The organism is Denitrificimonas halotolerans (assembly GCF_034259425.1).
GTDB lineage: Bacteria > Pseudomonadota > Gammaproteobacteria > Pseudomonadales > Pseudomonadaceae > Denitrificimonas > Denitrificimonas halotolerans.
Window position 1 is genome coordinate 171,258 of sequence record NZ_JAXIVU010000001.1, and the last position, 20,751, is coordinate 192,008.

A 20,751-nucleotide genomic window follows, 5' to 3' on the forward strand; every position below is an offset into this window, starting at 1 on the left:
CTCAGTGCCTATAAAAATTAACGGCGAGGTTTCAGCAGAACCGGTTTCTCATCAGGGGCTTGACACAATAAAAACAAGGCCGTTAATACCACAGGAATTTGTGCCACCATGCTGTCCACCAATTCATCATCACGAGCGATTTCCGCAAAGTCTGGTTGCTCATCAAACAAGCCTGATGCAACCATGATAGGTAGCAATAACTCACTCACCTCATCTTCGGCGTTTTCAAACCATACCTCTTCGCGCAAGAACACCCCTTCCATAAAGCCCACGCACCAGCCTCGCAAATCAGAATCATCAGGTTCCGAGCCTAAATCCAACTCACATGGCAAATCCATATCATCATCACTGGCAAGTTGACGCTGAATGTGGGCTTTTAACTGCAAAAGACCTGCCTCAATATCAGCTGCTTCTTCTTCGTTACGGTAACTTGGTGGCTCAGCAAATAAAGCATCGATCCACTCGTCTGCAGGCACAGCTTCAGGGCAAATCGATAGCGCAGTTAAATAGCCATGGGCGGCAATATAATCAAGCGCCTCGTCATGCAGTTCGTCAGCATCGAGGAAAGCTTGCAGGCGGGTTTGTTGCTCAGCGAGGGACATGCGCGATTACCATAATGATTAAAGTTGAAAGTTAAGTGTAGTCTAGCACTGCAGTAACAGCTAGGGATAGCTCCCCATTTTAGCAGCCTATACAGCTAAAAATTCAGCTATATACTTAATAAAGCGTATAATGCGCAGCTTGATTTGGAGAATGGCATGCAAGATCAAGCGTTACAAACGCTAAAAAATGTTTTTGGCTACGATGCATTTCGTGGTCAGCAAGCAGACATCATCGGGCGCATCTGCTCTGGAGAAGATGCTCTTGTATTGATGCCCACCGGAGGTGGTAAGTCACTTTGCTACCAACTTCCAGCACTGCTACTTGACGGTTTAACTGTAGTGGTATCACCTTTAATTGCTCTTATGCAAGACCAAGTAGCCAGTTTAGAAGAATTAGGCATCCCTGCAGCAGCATTAAACTCATCATTAAATAGCGATGAGCAACGTGATATTGCAACGCGCTTACGGCGCAATGAAATCAAACTGCTGTATTTAGCCCCCGAGCGTCTAGTGCAGCCACGTATGTTAGCGTTTTTACAACACCTCCCAATCAGCCTGTTTGCCATTGATGAGGCTCACTGCGTTTCCCAGTGGGGACATGACTTTCGCCCCGAGTATTTACAGCTTGGCCAGCTTGCCGAACTTTTTCCCAAAGTACCGCGTGTTGCTCTGACAGCAACTGCCGACAAACGGACTCGAGAAGAAATCATTCAACGCTTACACTTACTCGACGCCCAGTGTTTTCTATCCAGCTTTGACCGCCCAAATATTTTTTACCGCATCGCACCTAAAGACAACCCTCGCAAACAACTCTTAGACTTCTTAGCACAACGCAAAGGTGATGCTGGTATTGTCTATTGTTTGTCACGCAAAAGTGTTGAGTCCACTGCTGATTTTTTAAGCAGCAAAGGTTATCCAGCTCTGCCTTACCATGCAGGACTGGAAAATGATTTACGTGCATTACATCAAAAGCGCTTTCTCAATGAGGAAGGCCTAATTATGGTCGCCACTATCGCTTTTGGTATGGGCATCGATAAGTCTAACGTACGCTTTGTTGCACACCTTGATCTGCCCAAATCTTTAGAAGCCTATTACCAAGAAACCGGGCGTGCTGGGCGCGATGGTTTACCCGCAGAAGCTTGGATGGTTTATGGCCTGCAAGATGTATTAATGCTTAAACAAATGCTCAACAATTCCGAAGGGGATGAACGCCACAAGCGAGTCGAACAACACAAACTTGAGGCCATGTTAGCTTTATGTGAAGAAACTCGCTGCCGCCGTCAAGCCTTACTCGCCTACTTCGACGAAGACTTGCCCGAACCTTGCGGTCATTGCGATAACTGTATCGATACTATTGAAACGTGGGATGCTACAGAAGCTGCACGACAGGCATTATCTGCTATTCATCGCTCTGGACAACGTTATGGTGTTGGTTATTTAACTGATATTTTAATGGGCCGCGAAAATGACCGTGTACGCGCTTTAGGCCATCAACACCTTAGCGTCTTTGGTATTGGTAAAGCTTTAACCGAACACCAGTGGCGTTCACTATTTCGCCAATTGGTAGCTCGCAGCTTAATTGATGTTGACGTAGAAGGTTTTGGTGGCTTACGCCTTTCGGAAAACTGCCGCCCCTTACTACGTGGTGAAACTACCCTACACCTACGTCGTGATCTCAGTCAGCAAGTCCGTCCAACACGCAGCGCCAGCCAAGCCAGCCAATTGGTTCGCGCTCACGAGCGCGATACATGGGAAGCTTTACGCACTTTACGCCGACAATTGGCCGAAGAACATAGCGTGCCACCCTATGTTATTTTCCCCGACTCCACTTTACTCGAAATGTTGCGTAAACAACCTAAAGACTTAATTGATATGGCGCAAATCAGCGGGGTCGGTGCACGTAAACTAGAGCGCTATGGTAGACCTTTTTTAGCTGCTCTTAATCATTCAGGGTTACCTGCAACCCAATCTGTAGTCAACAACCAAGACCTACGCCACGAGTTGGTCACACTCGCACGCAGCGGGATGACGCCAGAACAGATTGCGCAGCACATGCAATGCAGTTTAAAAAACGTGTACAGCCTCATGGCCCAAGCTATTGCGGGGAACCTTTTAAGCCTTGAGCAAGCATTGGACCTTCCAGAAGACTTACTGGGACAGATTCAAGATGCCTTTCTAGAAGGCGATGGTGAGCTACCCAGTGCAGCCAGTATTGCTGAGCAGTTTTCACCACAGGTGGAAGAAGGTGTGCTGTACTGTGTTCGCGCAGCTCTACAGGCTGAGTTTAGTAATGTAATCTAAGACGCTCAGCATGACAGTAGAAATACAGGTTCAACTTAAACTGTCTTTGCAACATAAAAACAAACCCTACCTTTTGACAGGCTGAGCGATGATCCGCCAATCATTCGCCAAAGCGCGAACTTCCTTAATATTTAATTGCACGGCATCAGCCATATAATCAACAGGCAGCTGCATCAAAGGTTGGGCACTAGAGCCTAGCAACATGCCTGCCATATAAATATATAGCTCATCCACCAAGCCGGCTTGCATGAAGGCGCCTGCCAACTGCGGCCCCGCCTCAATCATCAACTCATTCATGCCAAGGGCAGCGAGCTTTTGTAATAACACAGTCAAATCCACATGGCCATTACGCTCTGGCAGCTGAATGTAATCAATACTGGCTGTATCCGTTGGCGGTGTTTGATAAGTCGCCACAAGCACAGGCCCCGCCATAAAGAAGGGGGCATCTGTCGGCACCCGTAAACGCCCATCAATCAATACCCTCAAGGGAGGACGCAACAATGCTAAATTTTTCTGTTCTGCGCTGAGCGGTAGCTCTTCAGCACGTACAGTTAATCTTGCATTATCTGTCATCACAGTGTCTGCCCCTGTAATCACAGCACTCGAACGAGCACGTAATTTTTGCACGTCCGCACGCGCAGCAACTCCAGTAATCCACTGACTTTCACCACTAGCCATAGCGACGCGTCCATCTAAACTCATCGCCAACTTTAATCGTACAAATGGCTGCCCTTGTTCCATACGCTTTATAAAACCACAGTTTAATTGGCGAGCAGCGATACTCAATGCACCGTCTAATATATCTACTTCAATGCCTTGCGCACGCAATAATGCTGCACCCTGCCCCGCAACCTGAGGGTTAGGGTCTTGCATCGCCATCACTACTCGCTGCACTCCCGCATTGACTAACGCCTCAGCACAGGGCGGTGTTAATCCATGATGACTACATGGTTCTAAGGTAACGTATGCTGTTGCACCCTGAGCACGCCTGCCTGCCTGCTTTAAGGCATGCACCTCAGCATGCGGCTCACCTGCTCTCCTATGCCACCCTTCACCCACAACTTGTTGGTCCAATACGATGACACAGCCTACACGTGGATTTGGATGAGTACTGTACAAACCTTGTTCGGCAAGACGTAATGCTTGCGCCATATAAAACTGATCATTCATTCTTCCTCAGCATCCTTAGCTTGTGCAGCACTACTAGCCATTAGCTCAATTTCTTTACGGAATTCATTGAGATCCTGAAAACGGCGATATACAGAAGCAAAGCGAATGTAGGCTATTTCATCGAGCTTTTTCAGCTCATTCATCACCAACTCTCCGACCACCAGTGACTGCACTTCGCGTTCGCCTTTGCCACGCAACTTACGTTTAATACGGGCTACAGCCTCCTCCAGCCGCTCAAGACTAACAGGGCGTTTCTCTAAAGCACGCAACATACCCGCACGCAACTTATCTTCGTCAAATGGTTGACGGCTACCATCTTGTTTAATCAAGCGCGGCAAAACGAGGTCTGCAGTTTCAAAAGTCGTAAACCGCTCTTCACAGAGTAAACACTCACGTCGACGGCGCACTTGATCGCCATTGGCCACTAAGCGCGAGTCAATAACCTTAGTATCATTGGCACCACAAAAAGGACAATACATTTGGACTGATCGCTTCTGTAAAAAACTAGAGACTGATAGTAGCCTATCTTGCTACTGAGAAAAACCGAACACTAATCGTAAAATCTTTGAGTTGAAGCCACTGCTATTCAGCAAGACCCACTACCTTTTGCAAAAAACCTTTAAACATACGTTTCAACATAGTTACACGGTCAAGTTATCCCTAGCTTAACCCATTAAAAAATGGCAATTCAGCTTGCCATAAAATATATAACAGCGTTGCTGCAATCGCGCCAGCCAACATATCATCAAGCATAATGCCTAAGCCACCGCCAAGCCTACGGTCCAGCACTGAAATAGGCCACGGTTTGAGAATATCGAGCGCACGAAAAAGAACAAAGCCCAATACCCACCATATCCAAGTATGTGGCAACAGGATAAGCGTCATCCAAATACCGACCATCTCATCCCAAACAATACCACCGTGATCATGCACCCCAAGGTCTTTAGCAACTCGACCACATAACCAAACCCCAAAGAGACTAGCAAACGCGATGGTGGTTATCCCTGCCCATAACGGTAACAAATACAGCAACGGTAAAACTGCAAGCCCTGCCAATGTCCCCCATGTTCCTGGAGCTTTCTTAGCCAAGCCTGAGCCAAAACCAAAAGCTATAAAGTGCCAAAAATTACTCCAAACCTGAGGTGTTCGCATGGGTCTTCAATCCTTATTAAAAATGTTGGTAGCCACTATAAACCTGAGGTACTACCTGTCCTGCTCGATCCATTAAATGCACACCACTGCCCGCACACACTCGGCCAATCACCTGCACCGTTGGAAACGCTTGCTGAACAGTTAATAATTGCGTGGCTGGTAAAGTAAAAGCCAACTGATAATCATCACCACCACTCAAAGCACACTGCAAAGCAGCGTCAACCCCTAACAACTGCTGAGCAGCACAAGCTACAGGCACACGCTCTTGTTCAATATGTAAAGACACGCCCGAAGCCTGTGCAATATGCCCACAGTCTGCAAGCAAACCATCAGAAATATCCAGCGCAGCATGAGCCTTACCCAAGAGAAACTGCCCCAATGCTAACTGCGGTTGAGGTGACCAATAAGCGTTCAGTAGCTGCTCAAGACTCTGCTCGGAAAGATGTTTAGAACTAATCTCCCCCAGCACCAATGGCACTGCAGCAGCGGCAGCACCTAAAGCTCCACTTACACAAAGTAAATCGCCGCTTTGCGCAGCTGATCGCACAAGTGCTTGGCATGGCAATACTGCCCCGATCACTGTGACCGTCATAGATAACGGGCCACTTGTGGTATCTCCACCGATTAAAGGAATACCACAACGTAATGCCATGGTACTTAATCCTTCGCTGAAGGCTTGCAGCCACTGGGTGCTCAGCTCCGGTAAGGTCAAAGCTAAAGTAAAGCCAATGGGGTTAGCACCCATAGCCGCTAAATCACTGGTAGCAACCGCTAGCGCACGCTGCCCGAGTAAAAATGCTGGAGCGTTTTCAGGGAAATGAACACCACTGACAAGGGTATCTGTAGACACCGCGCAATGCTGTTCTCTAGCAATCTGCAGCAACGCGCAATCATCACCGATACCTAAAAAGATATTTTCACCGCCCTGCGCACAGGCAGAGCGAGTGAAAAACTTTTGGATTAACTCAAACTCATTCATGCTACGACTCTCACCCTTGGCGAGTGCAGCCCTGCATTACTTCTTATTGAGTCTTGCGTCACGAATTTCTGCTCCGCGCAGGCGCAAAGCCAGCTTATCCAGTACGCCATTCACATATTTATGGCCATCAGTTGCACCGAAAACTTTTGCAAGCTCAATGCCTTCGTTAATAACCACACGATAAGGCACATCAATACGCGTACTCAGCTCCCAAGTTGCTAAGCGCAAAATAGCCCACTCAACAGGATCGAGCTCATCCATAGGACGATCAAGATAAGGTTCAATCAGTGCATCAATTTCACTTTTCTTACCGGGCACACCACGTAAGATTTCGTTGAAGTATGCTCCGTCAACCCCGTCAAAATCATTATCGACACGAAACTGCGCCTCAATTTCATTGAGGTTCTGCCCCGCCACATGCCATTGATACAAAGCCTGCATCGCTAAAGTACGCGCCACACGACGCATAGCAATACGCCCTTTAGCCCGTGGCGGTGGATTATCGCGACAATCGTCGTTGTTTAAGCTCACTTGGCCTCCAGCTGCGCAAGCAGGCTTACCATTTCTAGCGCTGACAGCGCTGCCTCTGTACCTTTGTTACCTGCCTTAGTCCCTGAACGCTCAATCGCTTGCTCAATGGAGTCAACAGTTAAGACTCCAAAAGCTACTGGCACACCAAATTGCATAGAGACCTGGGCTAAACCTTTAGTGCACTCACCTGAAACATACTCAAAGTGTGGCGTACCACCACGAATCACTGCACCTAAAGCAATAATTGCTGCATGCTCTTTACGCTCAGCAACTTTCTGTGCAACTAAAGGCAGCTCAAAAGCACCTGGTGCACGAATCACAGTAATGTCATCTTTGTTTACACCGTGACGTACTAATGTATCAATTGCACCCTCAACCAAACTTTCAACAACAAAGCTGTTAAAGCGGCCTACAACCAGTGCAAATGAGCCCTTAGGGGCGGTAAAGGTACCTTCGATTGTCTTTAAGGTCATTTTTTTAATCCTAGTAAAGAGCGAAGGAGCAGCACGCTAAAGCCACTCCTATATAACAGTTAATCCTGCGGCTGCAGGTATTCTACAACTTCCAAGTCAAACCCAGATATAGCACTAAAGCGCATTGGTGAACTTAATAAACGCATTTTACGTACGCCTAAATCACGCAGAATCTGTGAGCCTGCACCAACCGTACTATAAGTCGATGGAGTCTTCGCTGTTTTAGCTTCGCCACCTTCTCCCAAGTGACGCTCCAAGTGTTCCAATAAGCTAGAACCGGTCATCTGATTACCTAATAATAGCACCACGCCACTGCCTGCTTTAGCGACTTCAGTCATCGCTGCGCGTAAACTCCAACGGCCTTCTTGATTGACCATAAATAAGTCACGCAGCGGATCCATATTATGCACTCGTACTAAAGTTGGCTGTTCAGGGCTAATAGTACCTAAAGTAAGTGCCAAATGAACATCACCAAGATTGGATTCACGATAAGTAACTAAATTAAATTGCCCTACTTCGCTATCCAATTTTTGCGTTGAAACACGCTCAATAGTGCGCTCATGAATCATACGGTAATGAATCAAGTCGGCAATAGTACCCATTTTCAGGCCGTGTTCTTGAGCAAATAACTCCAACTCAGGGCGACGCGCCATGGTGCCGTCATCGTTCATGATTTCACAAATCACACCGGACGATTCAAAACCCGCTAAACGAGCCAAATCACAAGCCGCCTCAGTATGACCAGCTCGTGCCAAAACCCCGCCAGGCTGCGCCATTAACGGGAAAATATGCCCCGGACTAACAATATCATCAGCCGCCGCATCTTTTGCCACGGCCGCCTGTACTGTACGAGCACGGTCAGCTGCGGAAATACCGGTGGTAACACCTTCAGCAGCTTCAATCGAAACCGTAAATTTAGTACCAAATCCTGAACCATTATGCCGAGCCATTAAAGGTAGACCCAGACGCTCACAGCGCTCAACACTCATGGGCATGCAAATCAAGCCTCGCGCATGTTTAGCCATGAAGTTAATATGTTCAGCCGTTACACACTCTGAGGCAATGATAATATCGCCTTCATTTTCGCGATCCTCATCATCCACTAAGATGACCATTTTTCCAGCGCGAATATCTGTAATAATTTCTTCAATCGTATTTAATGACACAGAGTAACCCTTCAATTAAGAACGCATAAAACCATGCTCGGCTAAAAAGTCAGCGGTAATAGCTTGACTACTTGGCTCAGCAGCTTTTTCACCTTGCAGCAAACGCTCAAGGTAGCGAGCAATGAGGTCGATCTCTAAGTTAACTAAGTGACCGGCCTGATAGTTTGCCATAATGGTTTCTTGCAAAGTATGAGGCACAATGGTCAGCTCAAACTCACTGCCATCAACGCCGTTCACTGTCAGGCTCGTGCCATCAACAGTAATTGAACCTTTCATCGCAATATAACGCGCCAATGCTTTCGGGGCTCGAATCCAAAACTGTACCGCGCGTGCATTATCATTGCGTGAAAGCACTTCACCTACGCCATCTACATGCCCACTGACCAAGTGTCCACCTAAACGAGTAGTGGGTAGCAAAGCTTTTTCTAAGTTAACGGGGCTGCCATGTTTTAAATTAACAAAAGCACTGCGCGCTAAAGTCTCACGACTCACGTCAGCACAAAAACCATCACCTGGCAGTTCAACAACTGTTAAACACACACCATTGACTGCAATACTGTCACCCAGCTTTACATCGGTTAAGTCTAGCTTTCCTGTTGCCACATGCACACGCACATCCCCGCCTTTTGGGGTCATGCTACGAATATGGCCTATTGCTTCGATTATTCCTGTGAACATAGAACCTCCGCACAAGACAAGCATGGGTGCCTGCCTGTGTCGATCTCCTGTTTAACATCAAACAAGGCTGTTTTTGATCGAATGGGAGTGTGCCGCGCAAGATATGCACGGAAACGGATCCCGCTCTCTCTTCATCCGGACTGTAACCGTCGGCCTTGGAATCTCACCAAGTCTGCTGACCTTATTCATCTATCAAAGCATGCATAAGCGCTCGTGGGCTATACCCGCTTGAGGTAATTACCACCGGTGGGGAATCTCACCCCGCCCTGAGAACGTCACTAACATCAACTATTTTGTGTTAGTGCGGTACTTTTTACCATATATTGAGTTGTTCTGCACCGCTTGCAAGCATTTGTGTATTATTAACTTTAAAAACAAGCTCTACCAGAGATCGTCTGTCATCCGCACTATGAGAGTTACTTTATCTCTAACTTTCATGCTGCAAGTTAAAAACACTTTATAAAACCGCAAAAAACTGACTAAACCTAGGCAAAAGGTCACTTCATCAGCAAAACATCGGCCTGAGCCTATGGTCAAAGCTCATTTGACGGTATACTTTGCGGTTTTCCTATTAGCCGTCTTTTATTTAGGGGTCCCGCCGCACTATGGATAAGACCTATCAGCCGCACGCCATTGAAGCCACTTGGTACCAAACTTGGGAAACCAATCAATACTTTGCCCCCCAGGGTTCTGGTCAGCCTTACACCATTATGATTCCTCCGCCGAACGTCACAGGCAGCTTACATATGGGGCACGGCTTTAATAACGCCATTATGGATGCACTGATTCGTTACCGCCGCATGCAAGGCCGTAACACTTTGTGGCAACCCGGCACAGACCACGCAGGCATTGCCACGCAAATGGTGGTTGAGCGTCAACTTGCTGCACAAGGCCTCGATCGTCATGACCTCGGCCGCGAAGCTTTCCTCAAAAAAGTCTGGGAGTGGAAAGAGCAGTCAGGTGGCACCATCACTCAACAAATCCGCCGCCTAGGTAGCTCCGTAGACTGGTCCCGAGAACGCTTTACTATGGACGAAGGCATGTCTGCTGCGGTGCAAGAAGCATTTGTACGCTTACATGAAGATGGCTTAATTTACCGTGGCAAACGCTTGGTCAACTGGGACCCTAAGTTCCATACCGCAATTTCTGACCTAGAAGTGGAAAATCACGACGAGAAAGGACATTTATGGAACTTGCGCTACCCCTTAGCCGACGGTGCCACAACCACCGAAGGTAAAAACTACCTAGTGGTTGCCACTACCCGCCCCGAAACCATGCTCGGGGATAGCGCAGTAGCCGTACATCCAGAGGATGAGCGTTATAAAGCCCTGATCGGCTCTTATGTTGAACTTCCTTTAATAGGACGCCGCATCCCTATTGTAGGCGATGATTATTGTGATCCAGAGTTCGGTACTGGCTGTGTGAAAATCACTCCTGCTCACGACTTCAACGACTATGAAGTAGGGAAGCGTCATGGTCTGCCAATGATTAATATTTTGGACCAGGATGCTGCCATTCTAACTACCGCCCAGATTTTCAATACTGACGGCTCAGTTAATCATGATTTAGATAACAGCCTACCCGCAGCATTCGCCGGCTTAGATCGTTTTGAGGCGCGCAAACAGATTGTTGCCGCAATGGATGCTGCCGGCTTATTGGTCAGCATCGACGACCACGCATTAAAAACGCCCCGTGGCGACCGCTCTGGCGCCGTGATTGAGCCTTGGTTAACTGATCAGTGGTATGTATCCACCAAACCTTTAGCAGAGCCTGCCATTGCCGCTGTTGAAGATGGCCGCATTCAATTTGTACCCAAACAATACGAAAACATGTATTTCAGTTGGATGCGTGACATTCAAGACTGGTGCATCAGTCGTCAACTGTGGTGGGGGCATCGCATTCCAGCTTGGTATGATGACGCTGGCAATGTTTATGTCGGTCGTAACGAAACTGAGGTGCGCGAAAAACACAATCTTGGCGAGATCAACTTACGCCAAGATAACGATGTGCTAGACACTTGGTTTAGCTCAGGTCTGTGGACCTTTTCAACTTTAGGCTGGCCAGAACAAACCGAGTACCTAAAAACCTTCCACCCTACTGATGTACTGGTAACAGGTTTTGACATTATCTTCTTCTGGGTTGCACGCATGATCATGCTGACCATGCACCTAATTAAAGACGAAGATGGCACACCACAAATCCCTTTCAAGTCGGTATATGTGCACGGTCTAGTACGCGATAGCCAAGGCCATAAAATGTCGAAATCCAAAGGTAACGTACTAGACCCCTTGGATATTATCGACGGTATCGATCTTGAAACCTTAGTCAAAAAGCGCACCAGCGGCATGATGCAGCCACAAATGGCAAAAGCCATTGAAAAGCAAACCCGTGAAGAGTTTGCTGATGGTATTGCCAGTTACGGCACCGATGCGCTGCGTTTTACTTTCCTATCATTGGCCTCTACCGGCCGTGACGTAAAGTTCGACATGGGCCGCGTGGAAGGCTACCGAAACTTCTGTAATAAAATCTGGAATGCTGCACGCTATGTAATGATGCAGTGTGAAGGCCAAGATTGCGGCTTAGATAACTCAGCGATCGAACTCACGGTTGCTGACCGTTGGATTATTTCACAACTACAGCGCACTGAAACTGAAGTCAGTCGTCAATTAGACAACTTCCGCTTCGACTTAGCCGCCCAAGCGCTGTATGAGTTTATTTGGAACCAATATTGCGACTGGTATTTAGAGCTGTCTAAGCCGGTTCTATGGGATAAAGAAGCGCCTGCGGAACGCACCCGTGGCACTCGCCACACCTTGGTCACTGTGCTAGAAGCTGCTTTACGCTTAGCTCATCCATTTATGCCCTTTATCACTGAAGAAATCTGGCAGCGCATTGCACCAATAGCAGGTAAGTCAGGCGATAGCATCATGTTACAACCCTTCCCTGCTAGCATAGAAGACAATTTGGACGTTCAAGCAGAAGGTGATATTGAATGGCTCAAAGACCTAATGCTGGCTCTGCGTAATATTCGAGCAGAAATGAACATTGGCCCAGGTAAACCTTTACCACTGTTTCTGAGCAACACCACTGCTGAAGACGTACGTCGACTAGAAGTAAACAAAGTGACCCTAAGCAAGTTGGCTAAGCTAGACTCCGTCACTTTATTAGCAGCAAACGAAGAAGCACCGATGTCAGCCACAGCAATGGTTGGTGAAATGCAAGTGTTAGTGCCTATGGCCGGTTTAATTGATACACAAGCTGAACTAGCACGACTAGATAAAGAAATTCAGCGCTTAAACGGTGAAATCAAGCGCGTTGTCGGTAAACTTTCTAACCAAGGCTTTGTTGCAAAAGCACCTGCCGAGGTGATTGAAAAAGAACGCGCTAAACAAGCTGATTATGAGCAAGCATTAGCCCGTTTAACCGAGCAACACTCGCGTATTGCCAGCTTGTAAGAAGCTGATCGATATTTATATTAATAACGGGCTTGTTGGCATACTGCCACCCTATTAAGAGGCATGCATATATGACTACGTTCACAAAAAAAGCGCTGCTCTCGCTCAGTGCTCTAACTTTAGCCATGAGTGCATCATTCGGTGCTTTAGCTGAATCTGTTAAATCTGTTGCGGTCACCGCAATTGTTGAACACCCCGCCCTAGATTCCGTTCGCGACGGTGTTTTAGCCACCTTAAACGAAGCCGGCTACGAAGAGGGAAAAAACCTTAAATGGCAATATCAAAGCGCACAGGGCAACACCGGCACTGCCGCACAAATTGCCAGAAAGTTCATTGGTGACCAGCCTGACGCTATTGTTGCCATTGCCACACCCTCTGCTCAAGCGGCTGTTGCTGGAACTAAGCGTATCCCTATTATTTTTTCAGCGGTCACTGACCCTGTTGAAGGTCAACTCACACCTAGTTGGGAGGCCAGCGGCACCAACGTCACTGGTGTATCGGACGTGCTCGAGCTAGGCAAGCAAATGGAACTGATCAAACAAATTGTTCCTGAAGCAAAGCGTGTAGGTATGGTCTATAACCCTGGCGAAGCCAACTCTGTGGCCGTGGTTACCGCCCTGAAAAAAATCTTAGCCGACTATAATCTAACTTTAGTGGAAGCAGCCGCTCCCCGCTCTGTTGACGTTGGCTCAGCTGCTCGCAGCTTGGTCGGCAAAGTAGATGTCATTTATACCAATACCGACAACAACGTGGTTTCTGCTTATGAAGCCCTAGTAAAAGTAGGTAATGATATGAATATTCCGCTAATTGCCTCTGACACCGACAGTGTTAAACGCGGAGCCATTGCAGCTCTAGGTGTGAATTATATGGACTTAGGCAAACAAACCGGCCGTATTGTGCTACGCATCCTTGAGGGTGAAAATCCCGGTGATATCAAACCACAAACGAGCGAAAACATTCAGTTATTTGTCAATCTCAGTGCAGCTGAAAAGCAAGGTGTAACCTTATCGCAAGAACTGATTGATAGTGCAGCTGAAATCATTCGTTAATACCCTATCACGCCCCGAGTACTGCTCCGTGCTCGGGGTATTTTTATTTAGCTTTCGGTCAAACTGCCCATGTCCCTGTTTTCAATGTTTGGTGCCCTCGAGATCGGCTTGATCTTCAGTTTAGTGGCACTCGGGGTGTTTATCTCCTTCCGCTTATTACGTTTTCCCGACTTAACTGTCGATGGCAGCTTCCCTCTTGGGGGCGCAGTTGGGGCTCTCTGTATTTCCAACGGCATGGACCCTTTCCTAGCCACTGCCTTAGCAGCCTTTGCCGGTGCCAGTGCCGGTGTCGTCACAGCTATTTTAAATGTACATTTAAAAATCATGGACCTACTGGCCAGTATCTTAATGATGACGGCCTTATACTCCATCAACCTGCGCATCATGGGCAAACCCAACATTCCATTAATTATGGAGCCTACGGTTTTCACCCTACTTGAACCGAGCTGGCTCATTGATTACATAGCCCGTCCTGTGATTTTAATCGTTGTTGTCTTGCTAGCAAAACTGGCGCTTGATGCTTACTTTTCCACCCGCCAAGGCTTAGCCATTCGCGCCACTGGCTCTAACCCTCGAATGGCCCGCTCACAAGGCATTAACACAGGTGCCATGGTTATCCTAGGAATGGCAATTTCCAATGGCCTCGTCGGTTTAGCTGGTGCTTTATTTGCTCAAAGTCAAGGTGGTGCTGACATTTCTATGGGCATCGGTACCATCGTCATCGGCCTAGCTGCCGTGATTGTCGGTGAAAGTATTTTACCGTCACGCCGCTTATTCCTATTAACTTTGGCAGTCATTCTTGGCGCTATTGTGTACCGCTTCTTTATCGCGCTCGCTTTAAATAGCGACTTTATCGGTTTACAGGCACAAGACCTCAACCTAGTCACTGCGGTATTGGTCACCCTTGCACTGGTGATCCCGCTCCTCAAACAACGCTTTGCACGCGGCAAGAGGGTTTAAGATGCTTAAAGCCACCGACCTACATCTCACTTTTAATCCCGGCACACCCATTGAAACCCAAGCGTTACAAGGCATGTCATTGCAAATTCCTGCAGGTCAGTTTGTCACTGTGATTGGCACCAATGGCGCAGGTAAATCAACCTTTCTCAATGCAATTTCTGGCGATCAAACTGTTGATCGCGGTAGCATTTTAATTAACGACATTAATGTTACCCATATGCCCGTATGGGAACGTGCTAAGCAAGTTGCACGTGTATTTCAAGACCCTATGGCCGGTACTTGTGAAGACTTAACCATTGAAGAAAATATGTCACTGGCTGAGCAACGTGGCCAACGCCGCGGGCTAAGTCGTGCAGTTAAAGCCTCATTGCGAGAAGGGTTTCGTGAGCACCTAGCTACCTTAGGTCTTGGCTTAGAAAATCGTCTCCAAGACCGTATTGGCTTACTTTCTGGCGGGCAACGTCAAGCAGTTAGCTTACTGATGGCCGCATTACGTCCATCGGAAATTTTACTGCTCGATGAACACACCGCAGCACTGGACCCACGCACCGCAGACTTTGTCTTACAGCTGACCCAGCGCATCGTAAAAGAAAAAAACCTAACCACTATGATGGTAACGCACAGCATGCGCCAAGCTTTGGATGTTGGCGATCGTACCATTATGCTGCACCAAGGCCAGGTTGTTTTAGATGTCAGCGGCGAAGAACGTAAAGGGTTAGACGTCACCGACTTGTTGGCCATGTTTGAAAAAGTACGCGGCGAAAAACTGGCCGATGACGCCTTACTTCTCAGTTAGTATGAACTTGCAACTGGGCTTAGTCTTATTTCTACTACTCTGCGCAATGGTTTTATTTGTACGCAATAAACCACGCATGGATGTTGTTGCTGTGCTAATGATTGTAGCGCTACCTCTAACGGGTGTACTCAGCACACAAGAGACTTTAGCCGGCTTTAGCGATCCTAGCGTTGTCGTGATCGCCGCTTTATTTGTGATTGGCGAAGGCCTGGTACGTACAGGTATCGCCTATCAGCTTGGCGAACGTTTAATGCACCGCTCAGGAAATAGCGAGATACGCCTTATTGTGCTCCTCATGCTGACCGTTGCGGGGTTGGGTTCCATTATGAGCTCCACAGGTGTGGTAGCTATTTTTATTCCTGTAGTTCTGAGCATCGCAGCCCGCTTAAACATTCCACCTAGCCGCTTAATGATGCCACTCAGTTTTGCAGGCTTAATCAGTGGCATGCTTACACTGGTTGCTACACCCCCCAACATGATTGTGCACAGTGAGTTGGTACGTACAGGCTATACAGGCTTTAGCTTTTTTGCTTTTGCGCCTATTGGTTTAGCAATTTTATTTTTAGGCATCATTTATATGTTGCTCACACGCCATTGGCTTGCTCAACCTGACAAACAAAAAACTAAGCATGAGCAACGTCATAAAATTGCTGACTTGGTACATGAGTACCGCCTAGTTGGACGCGAACGAAGACTACGTGTACGCCCTAACTCAAAACTCGCAGGACAAACGCTAGATGAACTGCACTTGCGTAAAGAATACGGTATCAATGTAATTGCCATTGAACGCCAACGCCGCTTTCGCATCAAGCTGCTCAACGCCACAGGCACGACTGAACTAGAAGCCGGTGATATTCTACTGGTTGACTTAGTTAGCCCTTCAATTAACTTATTAGGCTCTTACTATGAACTGGGCATCGAACCAGTATCGATGCAAAACAGTTATTTTCATGACCATCACCGAGAACTAGGCTTAGCTGAAGTCATGCTACCCCCTGACTCTCGCTTAGCCGGTCAAACCATTCAGGAACTGGGTTTTCGTTCCAAACGCAAACTGAATGTCTTGGGTCTACGTCGCAATCAAAAAGCCCTTGATGGCTTATTAGTAGATGAAGAGCTCAAAGCTGGCGACACTTTATTAGTCGCCGGCAACTGGACGCATATCCGTGATTTACAAAGTCATAGCCGTGACTATTTAGTCTTGAGCTTACCAGCTGAAGTTGATGATGTTGCGCCAGCGATAAGCCAAGCCCCTCATGCTTTATTCAGCTTGGCGGTAATGATTATTCTAATGGTCGCAGGTTTAGTACCTAACGTCATTGCGGTGCTCATTGGTTGCTTATTAATGGGCGCCTTTCGCTGTATTGATATGGAAAGTGCCTACCGTTCAATTCACTGGCAAAGTATTGTGCTGATTGTCGGCATGCTACCCTTCGCCTTGGCTCTACAAAAAACGGGGGGGATTGATTTAGCTGTAAGCGGCCTGATGAACCTCTTTGGTGATACTGGACCGCGAGTTATTTTAGCAATTCTATTTATAGCCACTGCGATTATTGGCTTATTTATTTCCAATACAGCAACTGCAGTATTAATGGCTCCTGTTGCTATTGCTAGCGCTGAAGCTTTACAAGTGTCACCTGCCCCTTTTGCTATGATTGTCGCCTTAGCTGCATCCGCAGCTTTTATGACACCCATTTCTTCCCCAGTAAACACCTTAGTACTGGGTCCTGGACAATACCGTTTTGCTGACTTCGTGCGCATTGGCGTCCCTTTTACTGTGCTCGTTATGCTCACCAGCGTTACCCTTGTCCCTACACTCTTTCCACTTTAGCGCTATCATGATGAACAATGAGACGAAAATACGCCATTAGCAAACGCCCTCCAAATGACAACACCAGCCTCGCCATTGAGCAATCCTGCGATATTATTGACTACTCAACAAAACAGTAACCATACGGCATACCACAAAACATATTCTGCTATAGACTTCTGCACCTGCATTCATGCTACCCACATAGAGAGTTAACAGTTTTAATTCGAGCTGGTCAGTGCCATAGCAAAGCACAACATCGTTTATCCAGAAAAACCACAACACATAAGTAAAAATATAAAACGGCAGACTGCTTACACAATCTGCCGTTTTTAAACATCGTATGACTGCTATTAAATATTAGGCTCGCGGCAAAGTTACACCACGCTGACCTTGGTACTTGCCATCACGATCTTTATAGGACACTTCACATTCCTCGTCAGACTCTAAAAACAACATCTGAGCCACACCTTCATTGGCATAAATCTTAGCAGGCAAGGTTGTTGTATTTGAAAATTCTAATGTCACGTGCCCCTCCCACTCTGGCTCAAGTGGCGTTACGTTGACAATAATACCGCAACGAGCATAGGTGCTCTTACCTAGGCAAATCGTCAATACATTACGTGGAATACGAAAGTATTCTACAGTACGGGCCAGAGCAAAAGAGTTCGGTGGGATAATACACACTGGGCCTTTCACATCAACGAAACTCTTCTCATCGAAATCTTTAGGATCCACCGTCACTGAGTGCAAATTCGTAAAAACCTTGAACTCATCAGCACAGCGTACATCATAGCCGTAGCTCGACACACCGTATGAAATCAGACGTTCACCACCTTCATTACGCACCTGACGCTCAACAAATGGCTCGATCATGCCATGCTCTTGTGCCATACGGCGAATCCACTTATCCGACTTAATACTCATGCCATACTTCCTAAAAAACTGTTGAAATATTATAAAGCTAGTTTACCTATATTCAGGAGCGACTGACACTAATAAGTCATTCGCAGTGCTTCAAGCTCCGCCCCCTGATTTAAAACAATTTGCAAAATAATGCTGGTACTTCAAATAAAATCAGGTACAGTAGACGTCACTGCTGCTGCAAATGTGTAACCGTGAATCAATATATGTTTAGATCTCGATCCAATCATTGCTACGACTCCTGTAACTCCTTGCGCTCAGTATCAACTTGGGCTCAAATCCAAGCATAATTTTACTTCGTACAAGGAGACATACAATGTCTAATCGCCAAACTGGTGTAGTTAAATGGTTTAATGATGAAAAAGGCTTCGGCTTCATCACTCCTCAATCAGGTGACGATTTATTCGTTCACTTCCGCGCTATCCAAAGCGACGGTTTCAAAAGCCTGAAAGAAGGCCAAACTGTATCTTTCGTCGCAGCTCGCGGCCAGAAAGGTATGCAGGCTGAAGAAGTACAAGTTGTTTCTTAATTTGTAATTCTTAAAAAACCCGCTCCGGCGGGTTTTTTTATGTCTCCTATTTCCTTTCCTACACATAACCATTCTTACAACCTTGAAACTCAAGCACAAATAAAAACGCGCCACTCAATCAGCTTTCTCAGCCGAATCAATGGCGCGTTAATAATCTCTATAAATTTAGCTTTTTGCCGCTTTAGCACTAGGTTTTACTGCTGGCTTACGCGTTGCTGGTGTTGAACGTCGGAAATAACTCACCTGCTGCTGTCCACTTAAACCACGTGGTACTTTTTCAATTTCGCCACCTTGCTTTAAAAAGGCTGCGGTCTGCTCTGCGAGAGTTGAACGCGAAGTAACAGCTTCTGCTGGCTTCGCACGGGTACTAGATCCTTTAATACGCATGACTACCATATCCTCCTCAAACGTGTATGGTTACCTATAATATGACAAAATATTATAAAAGTCAAAATCATATAACCATAAGTTATTAGAGGGATACTGTCAGAACATTTATGCTTAGTAAGTTAAGACTAAAATACAAAGAAATAAGAAGATTAAGAAAAACAAAGGCTTAACAAGAAGCCTTTTCATCAAAAACTTCTAAGCTGAAAAACACTAAGCCTTTTACACAGCCCGATAAGAAGTAACCACTGTCACCTACAGATAGACTCCCATCACCGTACTTCACTTCACCTTAATAAACAGCCCTAGACAGGGTCGTTACGGCGCAATAACTCCTCAGGCCAGTGCACAACATAATCATCTTCAGGTGGCGGCATCTGTAAAAAGTAGCCCTTAGTATCCAAACTCTCTAACACGTCGCTGATATCTTCACGCGCCAATTTACGCTCCGGTGTTAAGACTAAATCAAAAGCATGCTTAGACTTTCCAAACAACTCCAATAACGGTTCAGGCACGCGTTTTAATCCATCTGCACGTAGCACATATAAATACATCCCTACTTTTTTAGTACTCTGATAAACTGAGCAAATACGCTTCACTACACGCCCTCTAAACAATTTAATAAAGCATCGCCCATCAACTCACGACGCCAACCTTGTAAACTATCTGGTAAATGATACGGCCCTTCCGGATAGCCCGTCCGCAGCAGCTCTTCAAGAATTTTCTTGCGCAACATCACTTCAGGAGCAATATTCAAGTCTTTAGCCAAGTCTAAACCTACCTTTCGCAAACGCTTCAGAATCTTTGATGCTTCAACCGGCAAAGGTTCTGGCAAAGGGTCAGGCCACTCTTCGGGTGGCAACCCCTTCGCCTGACTAATCATATCGAGCAAAATTTTACCTTCATTACGCAAAATACGCGGATGCATATCTTCGAGCTTGGCTAAGTGTGCCATACTGACTGGCTGCTCATAAGCCAACGCCCATAAAGTACTCTCCCGAATAATACGATTACGCGGTACATTACGCTGACGGGCCTGCTGCTCACGCCAAGCTGATAGAATACGCAGAACAGCCAACTGTTGCGGTGACAATTTCCAGGCCAACTTAACTGAACGCCACAACTCATAAGGGTCTGTAGTCTTTTGCGCAGCAGCCACTAAAGCGGCACCATCTTCTAGCACCCAAGCATACTTTTGTTCTGATAACTGTTGCACCAGTGCACGATACACTTCCACTAAATACGCTGTATCTTGCGCTGCATATTCAACCTGCAAATCACTTAATGGCCTCTGCAACCAATTCGACCGTGTCTCGCCTTTAGGCAATTCAATACCAAGTAACTCTAGTACAAGGCGTGAATACCCCATCGAAAAACCAATATTTAAATACCCAGCAGCCAACTGAGTATCAAACAAAGGCTCAGGTAACGCGCCCGTTAATAAAGCGAACACTTCAAGATCTTCACCACAGGCGTGCAATACCTTAACTACACGCTGATTGCCAAACACTTCTGCTAAAGGCTGCCAATTATCAATCAATAAAGGGTCAATCAAGTAAGTTTTCTCAGTATCACTGACCTGTAACAACCCAGCAATCGGGTAAAATGTATCAACGCGAATAAACTCAGTATCCAACGCAATAAAATCTAATGTGTTCCAATGTTGACAACGCTCCAACAATTGCTCATCACTACTAATCCAGTTTATTTGTATGGACACAAGGCGACTCCTTAAAATTCAACCCCAGTATACAATTGTCGGTCCTGCTTAAACACACTCGGTTTGGGT

At 46.6% G+C, this 20,751-nt stretch carries 20 protein-coding genes and 1 riboswitch; of the genes, 7 read left to right on the top strand and 13 right to left on the bottom strand.

From position 1 onward, the window contains the following. Window positions 1-17: 17 nt before the first annotated feature. Window positions 18-602 carry a YecA family protein gene (locus TOI97_RS00765; protein ID WP_321552220.1) on the bottom strand — a complete coding sequence of 195 codons (585 nt, stop codon included), beginning with the start codon at window positions 600-602 and terminating at the stop codon, window positions 18-20. 156 nt (window positions 603-758) lie between these two features. Here TOI97_RS00765 and recQ point away from each other — a divergent pair, with 156 nt between their 5' ends. Continuing rightward, window positions 759-2,903 carry a DNA helicase RecQ gene (gene recQ / locus TOI97_RS00770; RefSeq protein WP_321552221.1) on the top strand — a complete coding sequence of 715 codons (2,145 nt, stop codon included), beginning with the start codon at window positions 759-761 and terminating at the stop codon, window positions 2,901-2,903. Between the two features lie 66 nt (window positions 2,904-2,969). On the opposite strand, the gene ribD is transcribed toward recQ, so the two are convergent. From ribD to TOI97_RS00810, 8 genes are all read right to left on the bottom strand, one after another. Next, a complete protein-coding gene (ribD, locus tag TOI97_RS00775) occupies window positions 2,970-4,073 on the bottom strand; it encodes a bifunctional diaminohydroxyphosphoribosylaminopyrimidine deaminase/5-amino-6-(5-phosphoribosylamino)uracil reductase RibD (protein ID WP_321552222.1) in 1,104 nt (367 codons plus the stop codon). Beyond that, window positions 4,070-4,552, bottom strand: a complete 483-nt coding sequence (gene nrdR / locus TOI97_RS00780; RefSeq protein WP_321552223.1) for a transcriptional regulator NrdR — start codon at window positions 4,550-4,552, stop codon at window positions 4,070-4,072. The genes ribD and nrdR overlap by 4 nt, the downstream gene beginning before the upstream one ends. A gap of 181 nt (window positions 4,553-4,733) precedes the next feature. Continuing rightward, window positions 4,734-5,225 (bottom strand): phosphatidylglycerophosphatase A family protein, encoded by a 492-nt coding sequence (locus TOI97_RS00785; RefSeq protein ID WP_321552224.1) that lies wholly within the window; start codon window positions 5,223-5,225, stop codon window positions 4,734-4,736. 16 nt (window positions 5,226-5,241) lie between these two features. Next, window positions 5,242-6,204 (bottom strand): thiamine-phosphate kinase, encoded by a 963-nt coding sequence (thiL, locus tag TOI97_RS00790; RefSeq protein ID WP_321552225.1) that lies wholly within the window; start codon window positions 6,202-6,204, stop codon window positions 5,242-5,244. Between the two features lie 36 nt (window positions 6,205-6,240). Next, window positions 6,241-6,735, bottom strand: coding sequence for a transcription antitermination factor NusB (nusB, locus tag TOI97_RS00795; RefSeq protein WP_321552226.1), 495 nt, complete (start codon window positions 6,733-6,735; stop codon window positions 6,241-6,243). Then, window positions 6,732-7,208 carry a 6,7-dimethyl-8-ribityllumazine synthase gene (ribH, locus tag TOI97_RS00800; RefSeq protein ID WP_321552227.1) on the bottom strand — a complete coding sequence of 159 codons (477 nt, stop codon included), beginning with the start codon at window positions 7,206-7,208 and terminating at the stop codon, window positions 6,732-6,734. The genes nusB and ribH overlap by 4 nt, the downstream gene beginning before the upstream one ends. A 59-nt stretch (window positions 7,209-7,267) precedes the next feature. Beyond that, on the bottom strand, window positions 7,268-8,374 hold the full coding sequence (gene ribBA, locus TOI97_RS00805) for a bifunctional 3,4-dihydroxy-2-butanone-4-phosphate synthase/GTP cyclohydrolase II (protein WP_321552228.1): 1,107 nt from the start codon (window positions 8,372-8,374) through the stop codon (window positions 7,268-7,270). Window positions 8,375-8,389: 15 nt separating this feature from the next. Then, window positions 8,390-9,052 carry a riboflavin synthase gene (locus tag TOI97_RS00810; RefSeq protein WP_321552229.1) on the bottom strand — a complete coding sequence of 221 codons (663 nt, stop codon included), beginning with the start codon at window positions 9,050-9,052 and terminating at the stop codon, window positions 8,390-8,392. Between the two features lie 118 nt (window positions 9,053-9,170). After that, a riboswitch (FMN riboswitch) is annotated at window positions 9,171-9,330 on the bottom strand. 327 nt (window positions 9,331-9,657) lie between these two features. On the opposite strand from TOI97_RS00810, the gene TOI97_RS00815 reads away from it, so the two are divergent. The 5 genes from TOI97_RS00815 to TOI97_RS00835 all read left to right on the top strand — a co-directional run bounded on the left by TOI97_RS00815 (window position 9,658) and on the right by TOI97_RS00835 (window position 17,143). Then, complete coding sequence (locus TOI97_RS00815) at window positions 9,658-12,507, top strand: valine--tRNA ligase (RefSeq protein ID WP_321552230.1); 2,850 nt, start codon at window positions 9,658-9,660, stop codon at window positions 12,505-12,507. 71 nt (window positions 12,508-12,578) lie between these two features. Then, entirely contained in the window at window positions 12,579-13,556 is a 978-nt protein-coding gene (locus TOI97_RS00820; RefSeq protein ID WP_321552231.1) for an ABC transporter substrate-binding protein, read from the top strand. A gap of 69 nt (window positions 13,557-13,625) precedes the next feature. Next, window positions 13,626-14,516, top strand: coding sequence for an ABC transporter permease (locus tag TOI97_RS00825; RefSeq protein ID WP_321552232.1), 891 nt, complete (start codon window positions 13,626-13,628; stop codon window positions 14,514-14,516). Between the two features lies 1 nt (window position 14,517). Continuing rightward, complete coding sequence (locus TOI97_RS00830) at window positions 14,518-15,312, top strand: ABC transporter ATP-binding protein (RefSeq protein WP_321552233.1); 795 nt, start codon at window positions 14,518-14,520, stop codon at window positions 15,310-15,312. A 1-nt stretch (window position 15,313) separates the two neighbouring features. Beyond that, window positions 15,314-17,143 (top strand): SLC13 family permease, encoded by a 1,830-nt coding sequence (locus tag TOI97_RS00835; protein WP_321552422.1) that lies wholly within the window; start codon window positions 15,314-15,316, stop codon window positions 17,141-17,143. A 339-nt stretch (window positions 17,144-17,482) separates the two neighbouring features. On the opposite strand, the gene dcd is transcribed toward TOI97_RS00835, so the two are convergent. After that, window positions 17,483-18,049, bottom strand: coding sequence for a dCTP deaminase (dcd, locus tag TOI97_RS00840; protein WP_321552234.1), 567 nt, complete (start codon window positions 18,047-18,049; stop codon window positions 17,483-17,485). A 313-nt stretch (window positions 18,050-18,362) separates the two neighbouring features. Here dcd and TOI97_RS00845 point away from each other — a divergent pair, with 313 nt between their 5' ends. Beyond that, the gene (locus tag TOI97_RS00845; RefSeq protein WP_151183899.1) at window positions 18,363-18,575 is read left to right on the top strand and encodes a cold-shock protein; all 213 of its coding nucleotides are present in this window, start codon (window positions 18,363-18,365) and stop codon (window positions 18,573-18,575) included. Window positions 18,576-18,740: 165 nt separating this feature from the next. On the opposite strand, the gene TOI97_RS00850 is transcribed toward TOI97_RS00845, so the two are convergent. The 3 genes from TOI97_RS00850 to rnd form a co-directional block, all read right to left on the bottom strand. Next, window positions 18,741-18,962, bottom strand: coding sequence for a hypothetical protein (locus TOI97_RS00850; protein ID WP_321552235.1), 222 nt, complete (start codon window positions 18,960-18,962; stop codon window positions 18,741-18,743). A 305-nt stretch (window positions 18,963-19,267) separates the two neighbouring features. Then, window positions 19,268-19,561 (bottom strand): YcgL domain-containing protein, encoded by a 294-nt coding sequence (locus tag TOI97_RS00855; protein WP_321552236.1) that lies wholly within the window; start codon window positions 19,559-19,561, stop codon window positions 19,268-19,270. Beyond that, window positions 19,561-20,682, bottom strand: a complete 1,122-nt coding sequence (gene rnd, locus TOI97_RS00860) for a ribonuclease D (RefSeq protein WP_321552237.1) — start codon at window positions 20,680-20,682, stop codon at window positions 19,561-19,563. The genes TOI97_RS00855 and rnd overlap by 1 nt, the downstream gene beginning before the upstream one ends. Window positions 20,683-20,751 lie beyond the last annotated feature (69 nt).